Source organism: Pseudoalteromonas sp. SANK 73390 (genome assembly GCF_054966645.1).
In genome coordinates this window covers 18,042-41,123 of the sequence record NZ_ARPN01000013.1, presented here as the reverse complement: position 1 = coordinate 41,123, position 23,082 = coordinate 18,042, and the positions used below count along the sequence as shown (strand labels likewise).

The following is a 23,082-nucleotide window of genomic DNA, read 5'->3' as shown; positions in this document are numbered from 1 at the left end:
TTGACCCCTTTTTTAGTTTTGCCTTTCATGAGTGATGAGATCAGGTTTTTACTAAATCAAACCTCACAGCTGCTTTTAGGTATATCACAGCGCCTTAGTTGCCAAAAATAGGTTACAACCTAGGTAATTATCTTTATTTCCTAAATATTTTAAGCTTTAGGCACAAGGACCAAAGCAAAATTTTACTAACTAACGGCTCTCTAGAACGATATTTTACTAACTAATTTAACGAATAAACCGAAATTTTACTAACTCAGGTTCAATAAATCAAAATTTTACCAACTGATTGACCTCATTCTGTCACACAAGTAAATTATTGAGTAAAATACAACTTGTAAAGCCCCTTTACAGATTCAGTTTACAACTAGATTTAGTTACACTTTTATCAGCTCAAAAATCACAATGTATTGTTTATAACCCTTAAAAATATGGGCTAAAGACGTAAAAAACTCTTAAGTAAATATCATAAGACGAAGTATACGATAGCCTTTAATTTACAAATATACATATTGATATCAATAACTCGGTTAGAAAGGCAGAGTTTATTAAAGTTAGTATATCTGTGATCTTAATGACTTTATTAACTACTTCCTGTTAAAAATCAACGAGTTTAACATGCACTCATAAATAAGTTGTTCAACTTAGCGATAGCAAAAACCGATACTAAGCCAAAATACAACCACGTACTTTGTTTCGACTAAGCTCTGTGAAAGGGCAATATTAACAATTACCTTTGTTTAATTACACTCTAGGCCATATCAAGGTATTGAGTACAAATGTACTTTGCTAACCATTAGAGTTTATTACCCACTTATTTTGCCTAAATAAAACAAATAATACTCTTAATCTAAGTGCTCCGATGAGTAATACCGACAATAGTGACTCCATTTTTCTTACACAATTCTTAGCTTAAATAGAACCCATACAAAAGAGGAAAGCGAAATGACACAACACACAATGAAACATGGAGACTGGGCAAGAATTGTCGAAACTCGACAAATAAAAAAACAAGTTCAACCAAAAAGGAGTACCAACAACAAATTTGTCATTATCAGCCTACTTTTTGGTTTTTTTGTTATCGCAGCACTATGGGTTTATGCATTAGATAATACTCAAGAGCACCAAATTTCCGCGCTCAAAAAAGTACAAAAAGAACGTATTACTAGACACTTTTCAAAACAATTCATGATGGGAAGCTGGCAGCTTTATGACGCTACATTTTCAAAGTTAGATATCAATGTGCTGATCAAAATGCCAACTAACTTAGCCATGAATGAGCAACAAATCACAACATACATTAAAGACTCAATATGCCCTTCATTAGGCAACCAAATTTGGCATGATGTAAATTATTATAATTTGTACATAAATCTATTTGTTGATTCGCCACGCAAAGGCATTTATACAAAATGCCAAAACCCCAACTTGTCCTTATGAAAAAAGCAGCACGGCCTCAACTTAGGAGGCCATGCTACTCTAGCTCTAATCGCGATTTTTCGACTAACTCTGCAGGTAACGATTTACTTACCGAAACACCTAACTCCTTGAACTCTGATGCTTGCTTAATTAGGTTACCCTTCCCACTGTATAACTGCGCAAATGCTTTATCATAATTTTCTTTTGCCTTGTCAAGCTGTACTCCTACCCCATCCATACTGTGTAAAAACGCATTTAGTTTGTTGTAAAATTTTTCAGCTCGTAATGCAAGCTCTCGGCTATGTTTACTTTGCGCTTCAAACTTCCACAGTTGCTTAACAATATTGAGGCTCGTTAGTAATGTTGTCGGAGTTGCTACCAACACGTTCATATCAAGTGCTTGCTGATACAACTGAGGATTGTGCTTAATGGCTTCAACAAATGCAGACTCAACAGGAATGAACATAATAACAACCTCAGGGGAATTAAGACCTGGTAATCGCTCATATGACTTATCACCGAGCTCTTTAATTCTTGATTGCACTGCCTGACAGTGCTCAACCAACGCTTCTTGTGCAAGAGCTTGGGAATCTGCATTGACATAACGAGTGTAAGCATTAAGAGAGGTTTTTGCATCAATCACCAAATGTCGCTGTTGCGGTAAATATACAATGACATCTGGACGAAATTTACCATGTTCAGTAGCAAACGACACCTCTCTCTTGTAATCATAGCCCGCACGCAAACCAGCACTGTCGAGCACATTTTCCAGCATCAACTCTCCCCAATTCCCTTGAGTTTTCTTTTGCCCTTGCAACGCATTGGTCAATCTATCAGCTTGCTCAGTAATTGATTTATTATTAGCTTGTAAGTGCATCAGTTCAGTTTTAAGCGATGCGCGTTGTTTTAATTCTTCACTGTGAATAGCTTCCATTTTGTCACGAAAGCCTTTGAGTTCACCTTGCATTGGTTGCAATAATTGACTAATTCGTTCTTGGCTATGAGAATTAAAACGGGCGGTTTTTTCTTCAAATATTTGATTAGCAATGTTTTCAAATTCTTGCTTTAAAATAGCTTTCGATTTTTCTAACTGTGCGATTTGTGCATCAAATGCTTGCTGTTTTTGTTCCAACGTTGTTTTAATATCTGTCAGTTCAATTTCTAAACAATGAGATTGCTCTGTGCTTTGTGCTAGCGACTGCTCACTTTGCTGCCATAGCTGCTGGTATTGGTTAGCTTGCAGCTGCTTCTCATTTAAGCGTGCTTGATATTGCTGGCAATGACCATGAAGTTGTAGCTTTTCAGCTTGTAGTTGTTGAGTTTGGAGATTGAGCTCTGCTATTTTTTCACTTTCTGCTGCAAGACGCTGCTCATGCATGGCTATTTGAGATACCAGCTTTTGCTGCTGTAAAATATACCAAGGAACAACTACAAAAGCACCGCTTCCTACCAAGACAATATGCGACCAACTTATTTGCGACACAATAGCTTCAAACATACACTATCTCAAAGATATAATTCGTATATTTGATAATACCTTAATCAACCGTTACAAGCACTTAAATAACCGGAGCCTTGATTAAGAGGTTTACGTGCTCATCTACTTTATTGCTCTGTGGCAATCGGGTGAGTTGGGTTTTGTGAAGGCGGGATATACGGCAATAACTTAATTATTTTTAAAACGTTATTTGGGTCTGTTGCTCACTCCTCAAGCTGTTGTGCATCATAACGATAACCTGCACCGTATACCGAGCCAATTAGCTTTGCAGAAAATCCTAACAGCTTTATTTTTTTACGTATATTTTTGATGTGACTATCAATAACACGATCAGAAATATCAAAGTTGTCTGGCTGAATATGATCTAAAATTTGCTGACGAGAAAAGACTCTACGCGGTGAGTTATATAACAAGAGAAAAACATCAAACTCCACTTTCGTCAATACTAAAGCATGCCCAGCAATTGTTATTGCAAGCTGGGGTTCATTGACAACCACTTTTTGTTGCACTTCATCATTGGGTACACAACGCCTAAGGATAGCTTTTATACGCATAACTAACTCAGCTGCGCTAAAAGGCTTACACACATAGTCATCAGCACCAAACTCTAACCCTTTTAGTCTATCCGCTTCTGCTACTTTTGCTGTCACCATCACAATTGGAACCATTGAAAATTGCCGAATTTGTTTCATACATGTAACGCCATCTTGATTGGGGAGCATAATATCCATAATAATGGCATCAGGCTGGTTTTCTTGTACCCATGTAACCACCTTTGCGCCATCAGCGATATGAGAAGTATTGAATCCAGATGCTTTAAAAAACAACATGAGTTGCTCGGCAATATCAAAGTCATCTTCAACAATTAGGATATGGTGCATAGACCCTCTTAAATAGCGGTAATATTTCGTGTTGTTTTTAACTGTTTATTCACCTTGCGACGTAATGAGTCAGACAAGGTATCATCTAATAATAGCATTACTAGAATACTATCGAGATCTTCACTCGTTGCCACTTCGTCCAGTAAATAATAATCACTTTGTGATAAGGGTTCTATAAAATTTAAACTAACATCTGACTTCTGCTGGCCCATCATGACATTTCCATATTATAAATAATTGAATCAAAGCTTTAGTATGGCTATTAAAACAACACAATATGGAGCAAATATGGAAGGAATTGTGATAGTTAGAATGACACAAAACAAAAAGCCAGCTTTCGCTGGCTTATTACAAAATGGTAATCAAGGGGGAATCAACAAATGCTTATTACTACTAACAAGCATATTAATAGACCCAGATAATATCATTAAGTTCAAAACTATTTATTAATATTCAAAAAAAGTGAAATTATCGAAGCAGTGATAGCATTTGCTCTTCATCAAACTGACTTAAATTCATTGCTTTATCTTCAAATAGTGCATCTACAAGCGCTTGTTTTTGTCGTTGCATATTAAACACTTTCTGCTCAATCGAATTAGCCATAATAAGCTTATAAACAAACACTGGTTTATCCTGCCCTATACGATATGCTCGGTCAGTGGCTTGGTTTTCAACGGCAGGGTTCCACCAAGGATCAAAATGTATTACGGTGTCTGCTTGTGTAAGATTTAACCCTGTTCCTCCCGCTTTTAAACTGATCAAAAATACATTGTGTTTGCCTTGTGTAAACTCACTGATCACCTTATCCCGCTGCCGAGTTTGTCCAGTGAGCATACTGAAAGGAAGTTGTTGCTGATCACATTGCTGTGCTATCAAATCTAACACCGTTGTAAACTGACTAAATATGATTACTTTACGGCCTTGCTCTAACATTACAGGAAGGTGTTTTTCCAACCAATCAAGTTTGGCACTAGACGCCTGATTTTGACTATCAACCAATACCGGATGACAACAAATTTGTCTGAGCTTTAATAGCGCATCTAAAAACAGCAACTTACTGCGTTGTACACCTTGCTCTTTAAATAAGTTCAATAGGCTATTTTCAACCTGATCCTGAACATTTCTGTACAACTGAGCTTGGCCTGCTGAAAACTCAAGTTCTTTTATAAGCTCTGTTTTATCAGGGAGTTCTTTAACCACTTGCGCCTTAGTTCGGCGCAATATAAATGGCGCAATAACCGCGTGTAGTTCTCTAGCACGTTCTCGATTTTGTTCTTTCTCTATCGGGTATTGAAAATATTGCTTAAATTGTTGACGAGTCCCTAAAATATCAGGCATGACAAAATCCAATAATGACTTAAGTTCTAATAAGTTGTTCTCAACGGGCGTACCACTTAAACAAAGCTTAAACTGTGCTTTTAGTTGTTTTACACATTTAGATATTTGCGCAGACTCATTCTTAATATATTGTGCTTCATCTAACACAATAGAATCAAATTCAAGGCCTTTATAATGCGCTATATCTCGTTTTAAAAGCGGGTAGGTTGTTAAAATAAATTTGGCCGAGGGGAGCTCGCAAAGGTATGCTTCTCTATTGCTACCATGCACCGTTGTCAGGGTTAAATGTGGTGCAAAACGCGCGAACTCACTTTGCCAGTTTCCGACTAAACTTGTCGGACACACTATAAGGCTCGGTCTATTCACTAAAGTGTTATGTTGAGTAATGAAGTAAGCAATAACCTGAAGTGTTTTTCCAAGCCCCATATCATCAGCTAAAATGCCGCCCAATTGGTGTCGATTCAAGAACTTTAGCCAATTGACTCCCTGCTCTTGATAATCTCTCAATGTAAACGCTTGGCTCGTACTAGCAGGGATAACACTAGATGAAAGAGGTGGGTTTTTAAGTTCATCTAAATAGTCAATGAGTCTTGAGTCATCGCAATTAATCGCAATATTATTTAACGCAAATAGCTCTTTGGCAAAGTACAGTGGAAATTTAAATTGGCTATTAGATAAATAATAGCTAAAGCGGAATTTTAGATTTAATAACCTTGAAAAAACTTCATAATCAATAGCATAAGATTGATCGGCTATTTTTATGTATTGATATTTATTTGCTAACTCATTGAGTTCAGCACGTGGTTTAGTGTCCCAATCAAGTAATACCGTTTTATCATCAAACTGAACTTTGCCTAAAATGTGATGCTGTTTATCCCTACGCAATAATAGCGATACAATAGGTTCAACAACCGACACGTTTGTAACTAATTCATCTACACCCCAACCTTTGTTTAATAATTGTGGTCGTACTTCATTATTAAACCAATGATAAGCTTGTTCATTATCAACAGGTAAACTGAACAGCTTATCCTTACTCACTAGACCCATTCCTGAAAGTATTTGCTCACATCGCTTATGTTGTTTTGCTAAATCCTTTTTCGATAATTTAATCACGTCATCTAAATTAAGTTCAAAGCGTACGCCATCTACTGTATCAAAGGCTCTCAGGCGGCTGCTTAGGGTGTTTCTTGCTATATTGCTAGCAACACCTTTAGGAGGCTCTATAACATCGGCACAGAACAATTGAGCGAAACGTTGATAAACTTGCTCTAGTTGTTCTGCTGGTACTGTTGGCATAGTCAACAAATGAGCTATTTCATGACTATTGAGCTCTGAGTTAATCGGCCCTATCAGCATTTTTTCTGTATCTAAATAATAAGGCGGATCAGTTTTAATAAGCACCCATTGCTCTGTATTAGATAACTCAGCTTTGAGCTGCACGAGTTTACTATTTTGCTGCCAAACAAACTGTAAACTTTGTTGATGGGCTGCGGCTAAAGGGGTTCTGTTAGTTTGAAAGTACAACCGATTAGTTTGCAGTAATTGTTGCAATGCAGTGTGACCCCATGCGCCATTTAGTTCATAATGCCCTGGTGAGTTTTGAGAACGTACCCAAGTAAATAACCTAAAATCATCATCTAAAACGCCTGCGGGTGGCAGTTGGCTAGTAAGTTGATGTTCAGTAAGAGCGCGACCTAATGGGTATACACCGTCAGGTTTTAAAGGACTTACCTTTGGAGCAAGTAATAGTTCTGATCCGTGCATTTCAAGGGAAAATAGTAATACATTGTTAGCTTCACTTAACTTTGGAGACTGCAATTGTTCAAGTTCATTAAACCAATCATTCACCAAATACGCTTCGCCAAAACCACCTGAGTGCTCAATTTTTAATTTCAATAATACAGCAGCTATATGACGACATTTGTTATTACTTGAACAAGTACATTGCGCGTTAACACGAATAGTATTGTTCTTATGAACCATACTAATGTGCTGAGAAAAAGTATTACCTTGATTACCTATAATTTGGGCATCAATTTTAGAAAAATCATTATTATGCTCTAAAAAGCTGATCTGAGAATCATTAAGATACTCTTTTGCTTTACTTAGCATTTGAGCGTTAAAATACTGCTTTAAAAAGCGTTCAGAAAGTGGGAATTGGCTCGCTTGCTCCTGTTTAATTTCTTCAAACAAAGCAAATAACTGTTCTTTGGACAACTGCGTAGACATCAGCACAACATTAAAATTTACCTATCTGCCCAGTATATGGGATTGCGCTTGTAAGCAAAAGGGGTAGGTAGGTAATAAACGACGCTATTTCACTGGTTGGATCAGAGATAAATAAAATAAGTGAAGACCCAAGCAACATTTTGCTGTTGCTTGGTAAAAAATACTAATTATAATTTGAAAGAATTTTTTGTAGTTGTTCAAGGCGTTTATCTGTAAGAACACGATTATCTATTTTTATCGTGACATCCCCACTTTTCAAACTCCTTTGTACTTTTACGAAGTTACTTTCTAATAGTGACTCATTGCGATGGGATTTTTCTTCAAAAGTTGTTAAGTATTTTGTGATTAATAAAGCTCTTTTTTCGTCACTCATGGGCTCTAGCATAAATGCTTGATTCGCCAGTTCTTCTAACATCAATTGAAATAAGTGTGGCTCAATATTAATAGCTTCAATTATTTTTTTTGCGGCTTCTCGGCCAACATGATTTGCTGTTGGATATACATTTAAAACACTTTTTGGTATTTGTTCATAGGCTTTTATCGCATCAGCTATTGCGGTATGAGATACACCTTCTATGGCTGCAATTTCTCTAAAGGAGCCCTTTTTCCCTTGCTCTTGTAGCTTTTGCTTTGTTCCAGCATATGCTTGACCAAGTTCCCATAAACTTGGGGCAATATATTGATCTGATGAAACAGCAAGTAGCTTAGCATCGTTTTCTGTAAAATCACTTGACGACAAGACTACGTAATCAGCACTGCCAAATATGCATGCTTTGCGGCGCCTTGAACCAGACAGGACCCATTGAATACTATTCTGTTCCCAGCATAACGCCGGATGCAAATTGCGTTTATCATTTTTAATTGCTGGCAGTATATCTGCAACTGAACGTTCGTTTAGTAGTGATTGTTCACGTCGGTTTTGCCCATAGACTTTAGTTTTAAGTTCAATTTCTTTATGTTTGATCACATGACACGTTAATGTGATCGTTCTATTAGGATCGCTTGGTGCTGGCATAGTGATCACGTCACCAACTTTTGCTTGATCTAATAGATCATCTAAACTGCTGCCTTCAACTGGGGAAGCAAACGGGTCTAGTCGTGTATCATTCTTACGTTTTTTAGCCATTAGTAAACCTTTGTTCTTACTACGTTAATGATGATTGAGTTGAAGGCCAATTCGAGCGAATTAGCATTTCTAATTCATCAACAACGTCTTTTATATTTTCTTGAGCTTTTAATAATGCTTCTCTGCTAGCTAAGCTATCTGATGTTTTCTGGTCAAAAATTGTATTAAAAGAAGATGAACTGGCAGTAATCGCTGAGCTATGATTGATTGGGTAACTCATTACTTGACGGCCAAATGCACTACGAACATCTTTAACAATATCTCTTTGTGAATGATTGCCTTTAACGTAATTAGTGACTAAAAACTGCATAAAGTCCCAACCATCATGACCAAGTGCTGCTACTGTATGATAAATCTCACCCAAACGTTTTAAATATTTGTTGTTAGCATCAAAATCTACGGCTTCTGGATGAACAGGTATTAACATTGCTGTAGAGGCCATAAGTGCATTATAAAACATAAAATTAAGTGAAGGAGCAGTATCAATTAGTAAAATATCAAATTGATCTTCGACGGGTTCTATCACTTTTTCATATAATTTATGGTAATGGCGAGTTTGTTCATAACTTGAACTTTCTTTAAGTTCAGTGGCTGTTTCATGTTCAAAATAAAAATCATCCATTCCAGATGGAAGTACTCTTATATTTGGAATATGGGTTGTTTGAAAGGCATTAGCAACAACATCTCTCCATGTTTCGTCAGGTTCAAGCTCTATACAATCACGCATTAAATCACCAACCGTTATAGGCTCTGGATCATCTGGTGGGAAAAAGCTAGAAGATGATCCCTGTGGATCTAAATCAATAATGCCAATGCGGTAACGCTTAATGTTTGTTGTTGCAAGTGCAGCAGCAATATTAACTAGAGATGTGGTTTTTCCACATCCACCTTTTAATGAATTAATAACGATAACTTGAAGTTTATCACTTTCTTTTCTTTGATCGGAAGTCACTCCCATAATTTCTGCCATTGCAAAAATATTGGACAGTGTATAGGCATAATGTCCATTGGCTCCTTTTTGGATATTCAAATGGTCAAAGTCGCCTTGATCATGTCTCCTTTTTAATGTTCTATTATTGCAACCGAGCAAGTCAGCGGCAGCTTTTTGTGTATAGGTTCTAAGCTCTTTCTCGTCTGTTTTTAAATGTGCTCTATAATGCTGTATTCGACCTTCTAAGGACTGCTCAGCCACTTCGGCAGTCGCTTTTAATAGGCTATAAGTTGACAGTGCTTTATTATTAATTGACATACACAATATCCTTTACTTGATAGCTAACATTATAATGTCCATCAAATGAGTAGTAAACAATAAAATAGACAGACATTGTATTTTTTATTGACTTAAGAATAAATAAATAAGGTTAAGTATGGTTAAGAATAAAGGTAATAAAGGTTAAAGAGAACTTTATTATATATAACATACTGATAAATATAATAAAGTTAACATCTTTCAGATCATGTTTTAACGCAGTAAAGATCGGATCTTTACTTAGTCACAGATCAGCTTTTTACTAAGAATAAGTTAATCTTTTATTTTGGTAACAGCTTATCAACAGCTTTACTCACAAACTTAATGTGCTAGATCAAGTTTATACTAAGGTAAATCAATAGTTTACTAACATTATTTAGCCTTCGTTATTGTTTTAGTAGATATAGATCTGATCTTTTCTAAGTATAGATCTGATCTATACTTAGAAGAACAAAAGTTATACACAGTGATATTGAAAATCAGAGGTTTACTGTTGTTTTTTGAAAAAAAACGAGAAAGAAAGGCGCTGCAGTGGCTTTTGTTAGTATAAAATCGATCTGTAGTTTGAAAGAGTTAGTAAAAATTAGATCTGTAATAAATAATTTAGATGAGATCAGATTTTTACTAACAATAGCCATTAACTTTTGTCTATGAATATGTTGTTATAAGCTGTCATAATATTTTGGAAGTAGAATAATGAGCCGAAAGGTGAACATCTCAGTAGATAACCTACCAGATTCGTTGCGAGGCCAGATCCATGGTGTGGAAAGTGCCATTGATAACGAGAGTTTAGCGTTATTTACTGATAACAAAGATGTTCGTATATCTATTGAAAACGCAGCTCATGGCTTGAGGGCGTACTCAAACACCTTTAATCACTATGATCTTTGGGGCCGCTTTGTTCGCTCTGGACATAAAAAATTACCTTTAGAGGAAGCGCCTAAAAAAACGATTATTACTCGTCGTATCTCTGAAAAAGTCGATGGTATTTTATATGAAGGTGAGATAAAAATTACACCTGCAGTTGTCAGTACTAAAAAAGACGGTGACGATATAGAATATTTAGTATGGCCATCAGATAGAGAAGAAAAAGTTGAGCGAGCACTTATTCGTTTGGCATCAAAGGGCAAGATTGTCAAAATAAATTTTAAATCTGGTATTCAATACGCTGTTATTTTTTCAATGAATGAGCTAGCTCAGGAGCTTAAAGCTGTCGGTCAGTCAATGCCTTATCCCCAAATTAAAGAATCATTAGAGGCATTGCAGGGCTCAAAATTGTCATTTAAGTATTCAGCAACTGATACGAAAAATTCAGATATTGACGACTCTTTTTATGAATCAAATATGAACTTTTTATCATCATTGCATTTTAGTGGTAAAAAAGGACAGGGCGGTAATATAAAGTGTGTGGCATGTTTAAATGCATTTGTTCACAACATGATAGATAACTTAGAGTATAAGGGTTACTACTTTAATAGTGCGCAGGAATTAAAACGAGGTTTATCGCGTTGGATGATGCTTAGGCTTTATCATTTATGGCGTTATGCTGCACCAGGTAAGACATATCATTTTAGATTATTGTCGATTATGGAAAAATATGGTTCAATTTACTCAACTGATGATATTTCCGAGAATAAACTCAAAGCACTTCGTCGTGATATGACGACGACCATGAAAGATTTGATTGAAAAAGGTGCTATATCTGAATATAACATCACAAATGTTAAAGATGATAAAAGTGCAAAGATAATTGATTATGTTTATGAAATGCATCCTTCTGCTCAATTTTGCGAAGAAATTCTCGCGCTAAATAAACATAACAAGCGCATTGAAATTCAAGGTGGTAAACGAATTGTTGAAAATGTGGAAGTGATTGATGAAGATACACTGGAAGAAATAGTCAAGAAATAGTTAAAAGGCGCTAATATAATATAGCGCCTTTTTTAATCTACTTTTTCAAGGTAGATACGATCAACAAGAAAATTGTATGCTTTTTTTCTGGGGTGATTGTCATTTTTTTCATAATTAGGTAAATCACCCAGTTTTGTTTCTGGATGTGGATTGAATAAAATAAAAGGTAATGCCGCACTAACATGGTATCGTTTTTGGGCTGTGAAACGAACATTGACTTCTGGAGATACCCTGGTTGGCCTGCGAATTCGTAGTTTACTTTTCTCATTCAAACTAGCTACTCGAATTTTTTCTTTTTCAACAAGTGCTTGCCAGGATTGCTGGTCAATCATACGTGGATTGGAATAGTTCGATGACCGAGACAGCATTTCTAGTGCTGCATCTTTGGATAAAGTCCGAGTGGCATGTTTTGTCATCCAAGTAAATCTGACGGAATATGGTACTGTACTTTCACTGTGAATTTTTCTGTAGCTAGCAAGAGTTATCAAAGAAGGGATTGCACTATGAACAGCTTCAAAGCGCGCATCATTGTTTGGAATCTCTAAAATTAGTTGTTTAAACTTTTGTTTTTCCTCATTGACACATTTTAATCTGTTTATTAATTGGTTATTAAAATCATTTATAGTTAATAAGCCTGGATGGCGCATCATTACTTTACTACTAGCTTTATTTTCAATAAACAAATCTTTGTAAGCACTTACTATTTTATTTAAAGCTTCATCACCTTTGTATTTTTTGACATTAATATTTGTAGGTGCTTTATCTTCTTGATCTTTATTAATTGGTGGTAATTGAAAATATAAAGCTGATTGAATTTGTGCTTTTTCAAGTTCATCGCAGAACAAACAAAGCTGTTCAAAAAGTAAATCAAACTGTGATTTTATATTAAATTTGTTAATCATGTTAGAACACATCATCCTTTTAGTTTTATGCTCGGGTTTCTTTTCTTTTGAACACGTTGTATGATGTGTTCTTTGTCAGTAGAATATCAAATAAATTGTAGCTTTAAAAGATTTATAAACTTGAGAGCTTAGGTTAAGGTGTAGCTTGTTGAACTTTTAAGCCGTAAAATCCAGTTATGGCATTTTGCATAACAGTTCATACTCCAATATTCATTGAAGTATATTTTTGGGGTTGGACTTTAATCGTCTTTGAAATCATAATTACATCGTTTTTATCTTCATATTTTTGTGAAACGTCGTAATGAGCTTTACATTTTTATTAATCATTTTTCTAGTAATTATCATCATTACGATGATAGGCAATTAAGTTCTATTTTGTAGCTTACGTTGATAGCATGAAAATTCAATATGTGCAGTATGTTTATTTTAACATTCAAAATATATGGTATGATGTGTTCTATCTCTTATCATACTTTAAAATTTAGCTCTAGATATTTTAAGTATAATCTTAGCGGTTCCCTAATGTGGTATGCAAGCTGATAGTAGTAGAAAACTCATTGTTGTGATTTTCCCTATTTTCAAACCGTAAGTGTTATTATTTTTCAATATATTGACGCTTACAATTTACCGCTAGTAGCTCAAGTACACGGTGTTTGCAGTATGATTCTGCAATATGTGGGTATGTTGTAATAAAGTTCTTAAGGCGATTTAATGACTTTAGCTAATGTAATAAGCGAGTCGAGTACATATCAAGTCACTAGTCAAAATTACTGTGCACCTTGCAAATTAGTAACAAGCAAAGTTGAACGCTTTTTACTAGGTAGATAAGACTATACTCGGATTCATTTCTCTTCCAGAGTACTGTTAAGTCAACTGACTTATTATCATACATATTTGTAAGGTTTTAGTATTTACAGCTATACAATAAGATGATGTAACGATTCGGTCAAAAGGAGTTGCCACTTTGAGATATTAGCTCAAAGTAATCTAAGCCAAAATATATCTTTTAGTATGTGACTGACGAGTAAAGGCTCAATCATTTTCAACATCAGGTGGAATACTTCTTTCACGAGCTTGTTAATTAAGTAACCTGATCTGAATTAAAGGAACTAAATGCTCGTTCCTTCGACCAAGTTTGATTAGACTGAAAAGAAATGAGCATGAGTAAATTAGTTGAAATCTACTGTGATTTCGATGATTCCTATCAATTGTTTATTTAGCGTTAGCAATTAATGTTACCAGAAACCGGAGAAATTATGCGCCGTAGAGCCTGCCGTTTATCAACTGCAGAAGTGATGGCTATCATTATTCACTTACATCAGTGGTATTAATGGTTTCAAAAACTACAACCTTTACTATGTTGGCAGCCAGCTAAAATCTTAGCAAACATTCTTTGGAAAGCTTTACGGTAACAAAGTCGTTGCATTGATCAAAGACGGTTCAAAATAACATGATGAACAAGTTTATCTTCTCGTGGGACAGAGCTATGCTGAATTTATTAGGTACTTTAACCAGATCTGAGGTTAAATAGGTCATAAGTAATATTCAAATCAATTGAAGCAAGACCTATAGCAGTAAAAACGACAAGAAATAAACAAAGTTAATTCATTAAAGCTCGCTGTATTTCTGGCTGGGGGAAAATTTTTGTGTATCGTGTTTAAAGTCAATTTTGACATCGCATGAATAACGAACTCTTTCAATGCAATTTTCTAAATTTGATTATGAAAGGGTATATAACCTATTTTGCAACCCGATAAGCTCATAGATTTTGATGGATATCTGAAAATTCGCACCTTGCAGGCAAGATAAGTTTTTAAACACCGCTTTTAGGTGAGTAGGAGTAATGTTCGATAATAACTGGAGACTTGAAATCCAGAGGATTTAGCAACAGCAGATAGGTGTTTTTCACAGGTAAGAACTTTTTTGTTAATTAGAAACATGGTTAATCTGCATGTACCTTCTGTTTTTGGCCAATATTTTATTGGCGTAACTATGTAATCTTGAAAAATAGCAATGCCCATTGGTTGAAAATTTAATGGGTATCAGGCTCTTAATATTCATGTTTACTTTACTTACGTTATGTTAAATTGATAGTTATTTAAATAAAACAAGCCATAGTACCTTAAAGTGGTTGATACATAAATTCCCTTATTTGTCTGTTTTATTTAAATTTCACTTCATTGCTAATTTAACTTGAATAGAAATTATGTATGATGTGTTCTTTATTTTTGCTTGTTGTCCTTTGTCTTATTACCTCTGTTAACCCAGTTAATGCAAATTTCTCTTGAAGGAAAGACGTCTATACGTTACTTTCATCTTGAAGTTACACTACTTGGAATGAGGAAACAAAATGAAATTATGGAACCCTGACAGTTGGAGAAGCCTTCCAATTGTACAGCAACCAGAGTACCCGGATCAGCAATCGCTGAAACAGGTTGAAAAACAATTAAATGATGCACCACCACTTGTGTTCGCTGAAGAAACTCGTAGCTTATATAAACAATTAGCAGATGTATGCGAAGGAAAGTCATTTTTACTTCAAGGTGGAGACTGTGCAGAGTCTTTTACCGATTTTAATGCAGCAAATATCCGTGATACTTTCAAAACACTATTGCAAATGGCTGTAGTATTAACTTACGGCGGTAAATGTCCTGTTGTTAAAATTGCCAGAATGGCAGGTCAATATGCAAAGCCACGTTCATCAGATTTTGAAACAATTGAAGGAATATCATTACCTTCTTATCGTGGTGATATTATTAATAACTTCGAGTTTACAGAGCAATCGCGAGTACCGGACCCTGCAAGGCTTATGACAGCATACCATCATAGTGCAGCAACGCTTAATCTACTTCGTGCATTTGCACAGGGCGGTTTAGCAGATTTGCACCAAGTCAACCGCTGGAATATGAGCTTTGTAGCAGCCAACCCACTGAAAGAAAAATACCAGCAATTAGCTGATAGAATTCAAGATGCACTCGAATTTATGGAAGTTTGTGGCATTAATGCGGCAGTAGCGCCTAGTTTACGAGAAACAGACCTATATACATCACATGAAGCGTTGCTCCTTGGTTATGAAGAAGCATTAACACGCAGAGACCATTTAAGTGGTGATTGGTATGATTGCTCAGCGCACTTTGTTTGGATTGGTGAACGTACAAGACAGTTGGATCATGCTCATATTGAGTTTTTTAGAGGCATAAAAAATCCAATCGGCGTAAAAGTTGGTCCAGGTATGAAACCTGACGAGTTGATTGAATTAATTGATGCACTTAATCCAGACAATATACCTGGAAGATTAACTCTAATAACAAGAATGGGGGCAGATATTTTACCTGAAAAATTACCAGCCTTAGTAAGAAAAGTACAAGAAGAAGGTCGTAAAGTAATTTGGTCATCCGATCCAATGCATGGCAATACCGAAAAAGCCAGTACAGGTTATAAGACCCGAAGTTTCAATAATATTCTTCGAGAAATAAGTCAGTTTTTCGCTGTTCATAAAGCTGAAGGTTCATACCCAGGTGGTGTACATTTAGAAATGACAGGTCAACACGTTACTGAATGTACCGGTGGCGCATATGGCTTATCAGATGAAGACCTAGCTCAACGTTACCGTACGCAATGCGACCCTCGCTTGAACGCAGATCAAGTGCTAGAACTAGGCTTTTTAGTTGCCGACTTGCTCAAAGACGCACGTAAAAAAGTATAATATCAAATGTTAAGGCCGTATTTACGGCCTTTTTTCATTTAATATTTTCGTCTTGTTAAGCCTGTTTCAGAAATTATCTTTGCTGAAATTTCTTCAATAGAGTGGCAGGTTGAGTTCAAGTAAGGCGTTTTATGACGTTTAAATAACATCTCTACTTCTCTAACCTCTATGCGGCATTGGCGTAATGATGCGTATTTTGAATTTGCCATTCTCCCTTCACGAATTGCAGATAAACGTTCAGGGTTGATAGTTAGACCAAATAATTTATGTTTAAAAGGCAACAAACAACGTGGGAAATTTCCTTTTTCAAGGTCATCTTCTGTCATTGGATAGTTGGCGGCTTTAATACCATACTGAAGTGCTAGATATAAACTTGTTGGTGTTTTTCCACATCGACTCACACCTACTAAAATAATGTCAGCTTGCTCATAATCTTTAATATTAGCGCCGTCATCATTGGCGAGTGCATAGTTAACTGCATCGATTCGAAAATCATAACTCGCTTCATGTATGGAGTGTGTACGATGTATTTTAGGCACCGGGTCAACATTAAGCTCTTTCTTTACGACTTTACTAGCTAATGCTAGAAAATCATAACAAACCCCCTGCGATGATAGTATAATTTCTGACAGCTCAGGATTCACAAAAGTAAAAAATACCAGTGGCCTATCACCACTGTTTTGTGACGTAAGGTCAATTAAAGATTTTATTTCTTGAGCTTTTTGAACTGTTTCAACAAATGGAATAGTTTGGTGATTAAATTCCACTGGAAACATAGAGAGCGTTGCGTGGCCAAATACTTCTGAAGTAATCGCGGTGCCGTCTGAGATATAGAATGCCGTTCTCATGATAACCTTATTATTTCAAATTAACTGAATTTTCCCTATCGCGGTTTACGTAGGTATGCTTACCAGTGTAGAATGCCTGCGACCCTTATTAAAGGTCAAATAATCTCTCACATTTATTACAATTTGTTTTTGGAGACAGTTCCGTGCAAGACTACGTTCTCTGGTATCAAGAGTTAGGTATGCAAGACGTGCCTCGGGTTGGTGGTAAAAATGCCTCACTTGGGGAAATGATATCTAATTTATCAAACGCAGGTGTACAAGTTCCTGGTGGATTTGCAACTACCGCAGACGCCTTCAATGAATTCCTTGACCAATCTGGTTTAAACGAAAAAATCCACACCATTTTAGATACCCTTGATGTCGATGACGTCAACACCCTAGCCAAAGTTGGCGCACAAATCCGCCAATGGATTATTGATACACCTTTTCAACCAGCTCTAAACACCGCGATTCAAGACGCTTACAACTCTCTTCACGGGGATACTAATTCAGATGTTTCTTTTGCAGTGCGTTCATCTGCAACAGCAGAAGATATGCCAGATGCATCATTTGCAGGTCAGCAAGAAACATTTTTAAACGTTCGCGGAATTGATGCAGTAATGGTCGCTATAAAACATGTTTTTGCCTCATTGTTTAATGACCGAGCTATTTCTTACCGTGTTCACCAAGGTTATGACCACAGAGGTGTCGCGTTGTCTGCTGGTATTCAGCGTATGGTGCGTTCAGACAAAGCATCATCAGGTGTTATGTTTAGTATTGATACTGAATCTGGCTTTGAAGATGTTGTATTTGTAACCTCTAGCTACGGTCTTGGCGAGATGGTAGTTCAAGGCGCGGTCAATCCTGATGAATTTTATGTTCACAAACCAACACTTAACAAAGGTCTTCCTTCTGTTGTGCGTCGTAATATCGGCTCTAAAGCGATTCAAATGATTTACTCTAGTGATGAAGCTCACGGTAAACAAGTTGAAATCGTTGACATGGACCCTGCTAAGTCTGCACAATTTTCTATCACAGATGATGAAGTGCAAGAGTTAGCAAAACAAGCTGTAATAATTGAGAAACACTACGGTCGTCCAATGGACATCGAGTGGGCTAAAGACGGCAATGATGGCAAATTGTACATTGTCCAAGCGCGTCCTGAAACTGTGCGCTCTAATGAAGATGCTAATGTAATGGAGCGCTTTCAATTAAAAGCGCACTCTAATGTTGTTGCTGAAGGACGTGCCATCGGTCATAAAATTGGTGCGGGTGTCGTTCGCGTGCTTAACTCCATAGATGAGATGGACAAAGTTCAGCAAGGCGATGTGCTCGTTACCGATATGACTGACCCTGATTGGGAGCCTATCATGAAGCGCGCAGCTGCGATTGTAACAAATCGTGGTGGACGTACTTGTCACGCAGCAATTATCGCTCGTGAATTAGGTATTCCTGCTGTTGTTGGTTGTGGTAATGCAACTGACCTAATTAGTAACAATCAGCAAGTGACTGTTTCTTGTGCAGAAGGTGATACAGGTTATATTTATGAAGGCGAACTTGAATACGAGGTCATTTCGTCTCGCGTAGATTCAATGCCAGATTTACCAATGAAAATAATGATGAACGTTGGTAACCCTGACAGAGCATTTGATTTTGCAAAATTACCTCATGCAGGTATTGGTCTTGCCCGCCTTGAATTCATAATCAATCGAATGATTGGTGTGCACCCTAAAGCTCTTCTCAACTTTGATACTCAAACTCCTGAGTTACAGGCCGAGATTAAAGATATAATCGCAGGCTACGAGTCACCTGTTGAATTTTATATCGCAAAGTTAGTAGAAGGTATTTCTACATTGGGTTGTGCATTTGCTCCTGAACGCGTAATAGTGCGTATGTCTGATTTTAAGTCAAACGAATATGCAAACCTTGTTGGCGGTCAGCAATATGAACCGGAAGAAGAAAACCCAATGATTGGCTTCCGTGGTGCATCACGATATATCTCTGAAGATTTTCGTGAATGTTTTGCGCTTGAGTGTGAAGCTATAAAGCGTGTGCGTAATGAAATGGGCTTAACTAATGTTGAGGTCATGATACCGTTTGTTCGTACGCTTGAAGAAGCGGCAAGAGTAATCGAGCTACTTGAGGAGCATGGACTTAAGCGTGGAGAAAACGGTCTACAAGTAATCATGATGTGTGAACTTCCTTCGAATGCGTTATTGGCTGAAGAATTCCTAGAATACTTTGATGGCTTCTCGATTGGTTCAAATGATTTAACTCAGCTAACACTCGGTTTAGACCGCGATTCTGGTCTGATTGCACATTTATTTGACGAACGTAACCCTGCAATCAAAAAGTTGCTATCAATGGCTATCCAAACTGCAAAAGCAAAAGGTAAATACGTTGGTATTTGCGGACAAGGACCTTCAGATCATGAAGATTTTGCTGCATGGTTGGTTGAGCAGGGTATTGACTCTGTATCGCTAAACCCTGATACAGTTTTAGAAACTTGGCTTTACCTAGCGGATAAGTTAAAGAACTAAGCTATAAAAAACAGCCAGTAGCTACTGGCTGTTTTATTTTATTTTGTCTAACTTGTAGCATGCTTTAGTAAATATCTTTTGTAATTTCTTGAGCCACTTTCTAGCTTTTGGGTAATATATTGAAAAGCACACAAGTGCTGATAACAAAAATATTATCGAAGGTCCTGGAATTATCGCAAATATTAAAGCCAGTAATATAAACAATACACCTAATAATAAAATCAAAATTTTCTTCATATCTTATCTCATTCAAGCATTACATCAACTATAAGATAATTTGTGTGTCAAAGTTTGCAAATTATGTAACAAAGATTAAATTTCTCAATTTTTTAAATCTTTCTACATGTTACAATAAGATAAAAGCAATAACTTATTACCGTCATGATTGCCAATATAAGTCAGCAAGACACAGCCAACAAATTACTTAACGACTACCTAAACACAATTAAACAAGCGGGTTTTGTAGGTGAAACAGACTCAAGCTATGCAACTCGTTTGATAAATGCGACTGATAATAGTATTTACCAAAATGTACCACAAGCGGTTATCTTTCCTACTTGCAATAAGGATATTCAAACTGCGTTACAATGTGCATCGCAAGACCCATTTCTGTCTTTGACTTTTGGCCCTCGCGGGGGCGGTACAGGCACAAATGGCCAATCTTTAACGCCTGGTATTGTCATTGATTTATCAAAACATATGCGAGAAATTCTCGAGATCAATGTTGAAGAAAAATGGGTTCGAGTTCAAGCCGGGGTGATAAAAGATCAGCTTAATGATTACCTAAAAGAATTTGGCTATTTCTTTGCTCCTGACTTATCAACAAGTAATCGAGCAACTATTGGTGGTATGATAAACACAGATGCATCAGGGCAGGGGTCTTTAGTTTATGGCAAAACGAGTGATCATGTTTTAGGGCTCACAACATACCTAGTTGATGGCACCGAGTTATGCACCAGCAAAATTGCGACTGATAAAGCACAAGTTATCGCTCAGCAAGACAACCGTACCGCGCAAATTTACCAGCAAGTATTGGCATCTTGTAAAAATAACCGACATCAAATTTTAAATACATTTCCAAGACTGAACCGTTTTTTAACTGGGTATGATCTAGAAAACGTTTTCAATGATGATTTATCCACCTTTGATTTATCTAGAATTATTACCGGCTCAGAAGGGTCTCTTGGGGTTGTAACTGAAGCAAAGCTAAACATAACCCCAATTGCTCCCTACAAAACCTTAATAAATATAAAATACGACAGCTTTGATTCTGCCCTGAGAAACTCACCATTTTTAGTAGAGGCAAGTGCAACATCAGTTGAAACCGTCGACAGTAAAGTATTGAATTTAGCTAAAGAAGATATTATCTGGCATTCAGTATCGGACTTAATAACCGATGTGCCTGGTATTGAAATGCAAGGCCTCAACATGGTCGAATTCAATGGTGAAACTGCTGATGAAATGGACAGCAAAATTTCAACCCTGTGCAGAAACCTTGATAAGTTGATTGCAAATAAAGAAGCTGGCGTTATCGGTTATCAACTTACCAATGACAAAGCCGACATTCTTAAAATTTATGCTATGCGAAAAAAATCAGTTGGCTTGTTAGGTAATACCAAAGGTAAACAAAAGCCTCTGGCCTTCGCTGAAGATACCGCCGTTCCTCCAGAAAATTTGGCTGACTTTATTGCTGAATTTAGAAAACTCCTTGATGATCATGAACTCCATTACGGTATGTTTGGCCATGTCGATGCAGGGGTACTACATGTACGACCAGCTTTAGATCTATGCGATCCTGAGCAAGAAAAGCTACTTCGTCTAATTTCAGATCAAGTCGTTTCTTTAACTGCCAAATATGGCGGCTTAATGTGGGGAGAGCATGGTAAAGGGTACCGCAGTGAATACGGACCGGAGTTTTTTGGTGAGCAGTTGTTTTGTGAATTACGAAAAATAAAAACTGTATTTGATAAAAGCAATAGACTAAACCCAGGTAAAATATGTACTCCAATTGAAAGTGAAGACTCACTTGTCAGTGTTGATGACCAGAAACGTTCTTGGTTTGATAAGAGTATAGACGTTCAAGTACGCGACAGTTTTGACAATGCCATGAACTGTAACGGTAATGGACTTTGCTTTAATTATGATGAAACTTCACCAATGTGTCCTTCATATAAAGTTACGAAAGATCGTCGACACTCACCAAAGGGTAGGGCAACTCTAATTCGGGAGTGGTTAAGACTGCAAAGCGCTGCAAATATCGACATACTAAATGTTGAGAAACAACTCATTTATAAAGAAAACGACATAACTTGGTGGGAACGTTTTAGAAATAATCAGGCCAAACAACAGGGTCAGTATGATTTTTCTCATGAAGTTAAAGAGTCAATGGATGCATGCTTAGCCTGCAAAGCATGCACCACGGCTTGCCCTATTAAGGTAGATGTACCTAGTTTTAGAGCTCGCTTTTTGAATTTATACTACAGTAAATACAATCGTCCTTTAAAAGACTTTTTAGTTTCTAATATTGAATTAATGGCTCCTTTACTTTCAAAAATTGCGCCAATTGTAAACCCTATAATATCAACTAAATTGGTTGCGGGTTTAATCAAACATGTGTTCGGCTATGTAGATACACCTATGTTGAGTACACCATCAGTGCAACATAGAGTCGACAAACAAGTTCATTTTAGTGAAGCATTAATTGAATCTATGACTGAGGAACAAAAACAAAATTCAGTCTTTATTGTACAAGACCCATTTACCAGTTACTACGAAGCTGAATTAGTCTCATCTTGCATTGATGTTATACAAGCATTAGGAAAAACGCCTATTCTTCTACCATTTATTCCGAATGGGAAAGCTCAACATGTAAAAGGATTTTTGAAAGAATTTTGTAAAACGGCTCAGCGTAGCAGTGAATTTTTACACAACATAGCACACTACAATATACCTATGATTGGGTTAGATGCATCTCTTGTTATGGTTTATCGTGATGAATATAAGCAATTTGCTTCTCAGGAGCACCTAAATTTTAAAGTAGAATTAGCATATGATTGGCTCAGAACTCAAGATTGGTCAAAGATAGTTGTGAATGTAGAGCCTGGAACTGAATTTACGTTGCTGTCTCATTGTACTGAAACAACTGCCTTGCCTGATAGCCCTAAAGTGTGGAGAGAAATTTTCTCTCAGTTAGGGTTAAATCTAAAGACACCTAATACCGGATGTTGTGGAATGGCAGGTACATATGGACATGAATTAGAAAACCAAGAAAATAGTTACTCTCTGTATCAAATGTCTTGGCAAGCAAACGTAAAAGCTACAGTAAAAAATAATTTACTCGCAACTGGTTTTTCATGTAGGAGCCAAGTAAAACGCTTTGACAAACAAAAACCTCTTCACCCAATTGAATTTATTGCACGCTCAATTAATTAATGTTGTTAGCCTCGAATTTAAATT

Annotated in this window: 14 protein-coding genes; 6 read left to right on the top strand and 8 right to left on the bottom strand. The window is 36.6% G+C overall.

The window, feature by feature from the left end; genetic code table 11:
- Nucleotides 1-942: 942 nt before the first annotated feature.
- Nucleotides 943-1,437 (top strand): hypothetical protein, encoded by a 495-nt coding sequence (locus SANK73390_RS01300; RefSeq protein ID WP_462762554.1) that lies wholly within the window; start codon nt 943-945, stop codon nt 1,435-1,437.
- Nucleotides 1,438-1,471: 34 nt separating this feature from the next.
- On the opposite strand, the gene SANK73390_RS01295 is transcribed toward SANK73390_RS01300, so the two are convergent.
- The 3 genes from SANK73390_RS01295 to SANK73390_RS01285 form a co-directional block, all read right to left on the bottom strand.
- On the bottom strand, nt 1,472-2,914 hold the full coding sequence (locus tag SANK73390_RS01295) for a DNA recombination protein RmuC (RefSeq protein WP_462762551.1): 1,443 nt from the start codon (nt 2,912-2,914) through the stop codon (nt 1,472-1,474).
- A 203-nt stretch (nt 2,915-3,117) separates the two neighbouring features.
- Entirely contained in the window at nt 3,118-3,795 is a 678-nt protein-coding gene (locus tag SANK73390_RS01290; RefSeq protein WP_261595331.1) for a response regulator, read from the bottom strand.
- An 8-nt stretch (nt 3,796-3,803) separates the two neighbouring features.
- Nucleotides 3,804-4,010 carry a hypothetical protein gene (locus tag SANK73390_RS01285; RefSeq protein WP_261595330.1) on the bottom strand — a complete coding sequence of 69 codons (207 nt, stop codon included), beginning with the start codon at nt 4,008-4,010 and terminating at the stop codon, nt 3,804-3,806.
- Nucleotides 4,011-4,050: 40 nt separating this feature from the next.
- Between SANK73390_RS01285 and SANK73390_RS01280 the strand changes: the two genes are divergently transcribed.
- Nucleotides 4,051-4,245, top strand: a complete 195-nt coding sequence (locus SANK73390_RS01280) for a hypothetical protein (RefSeq protein ID WP_462762547.1) — start codon at nt 4,051-4,053, stop codon at nt 4,243-4,245.
- 18 nt (nt 4,246-4,263) lie between these two features.
- On the opposite strand, the gene SANK73390_RS01275 is transcribed toward SANK73390_RS01280, so the two are convergent.
- From SANK73390_RS01275 to SANK73390_RS01265, 3 genes are all read right to left on the bottom strand, one after another.
- Nucleotides 4,264-7,365 (bottom strand): DEAD/DEAH box helicase, encoded by a 3,102-nt coding sequence (locus SANK73390_RS01275; protein ID WP_462762544.1) that lies wholly within the window; start codon nt 7,363-7,365, stop codon nt 4,264-4,266.
- Nucleotides 7,366-7,528: 163 nt separating this feature from the next.
- Complete coding sequence (locus SANK73390_RS01270) at nt 7,529-8,491, bottom strand: transcriptional regulator (protein WP_462762542.1); 963 nt, start codon at nt 8,489-8,491, stop codon at nt 7,529-7,531.
- Between the two features lie 19 nt (nt 8,492-8,510).
- Nucleotides 8,511-9,740 (bottom strand): AAA family ATPase, encoded by a 1,230-nt coding sequence (locus tag SANK73390_RS01265; RefSeq protein ID WP_261595326.1) that lies wholly within the window; start codon nt 9,738-9,740, stop codon nt 8,511-8,513.
- A 696-nt stretch (nt 9,741-10,436) separates the two neighbouring features.
- On the opposite strand from SANK73390_RS01265, the gene SANK73390_RS01260 reads away from it, so the two are divergent.
- The gene (locus SANK73390_RS01260) at nt 10,437-11,651 is read left to right on the top strand and encodes a replication protein A (protein WP_261594930.1); all 1,215 of its coding nucleotides are present in this window, start codon (nt 10,437-10,439) and stop codon (nt 11,649-11,651) included.
- Nucleotides 11,652-11,683: 32 nt separating this feature from the next.
- On the opposite strand, the gene SANK73390_RS01255 is transcribed toward SANK73390_RS01260, so the two are convergent.
- Nucleotides 11,684-12,553 carry a DNA replication terminus site-binding protein gene (locus SANK73390_RS01255; RefSeq protein ID WP_462762537.1) on the bottom strand — a complete coding sequence of 290 codons (870 nt, stop codon included), beginning with the start codon at nt 12,551-12,553 and terminating at the stop codon, nt 11,684-11,686.
- Between the two features lie 2,350 nt (nt 12,554-14,903).
- Between SANK73390_RS01255 and SANK73390_RS01250 the strand changes: the two genes are divergently transcribed.
- Complete coding sequence (locus SANK73390_RS01250; RefSeq protein WP_462762534.1) at nt 14,904-16,259, top strand: class II 3-deoxy-7-phosphoheptulonate synthase; 1,356 nt, start codon at nt 14,904-14,906, stop codon at nt 16,257-16,259.
- A 38-nt stretch (nt 16,260-16,297) separates the two neighbouring features.
- Here the strand turns inward: SANK73390_RS01250 and ppsR are convergent, their stop codons facing one another.
- Nucleotides 16,298-17,107, bottom strand: coding sequence for a posphoenolpyruvate synthetase regulatory kinase/phosphorylase PpsR (gene ppsR, locus SANK73390_RS01245; RefSeq protein WP_462762532.1), 810 nt, complete (start codon nt 17,105-17,107; stop codon nt 16,298-16,300).
- A 143-nt stretch (nt 17,108-17,250) separates the two neighbouring features.
- Here ppsR and ppsA point away from each other — a divergent pair, with 143 nt between their 5' ends.
- Together ppsA and ydiJ are read left to right on the top strand one after the other, a co-directional pair.
- A complete protein-coding gene (gene ppsA / locus SANK73390_RS01240) occupies nt 17,251-19,626 on the top strand; it encodes a phosphoenolpyruvate synthase (RefSeq protein ID WP_462762530.1) in 2,376 nt (791 codons plus the stop codon).
- A gap of 381 nt (nt 19,627-20,007) precedes the next feature.
- Nucleotides 20,008-23,058: a D-2-hydroxyglutarate dehydrogenase YdiJ gene (gene ydiJ, locus SANK73390_RS01235; protein WP_462762527.1), complete on the top strand. Its 3,051-nt coding sequence runs from the start codon at nt 20,008-20,010 to the stop codon at nt 23,056-23,058.
- Nucleotides 23,059-23,082 lie beyond the last annotated feature (24 nt).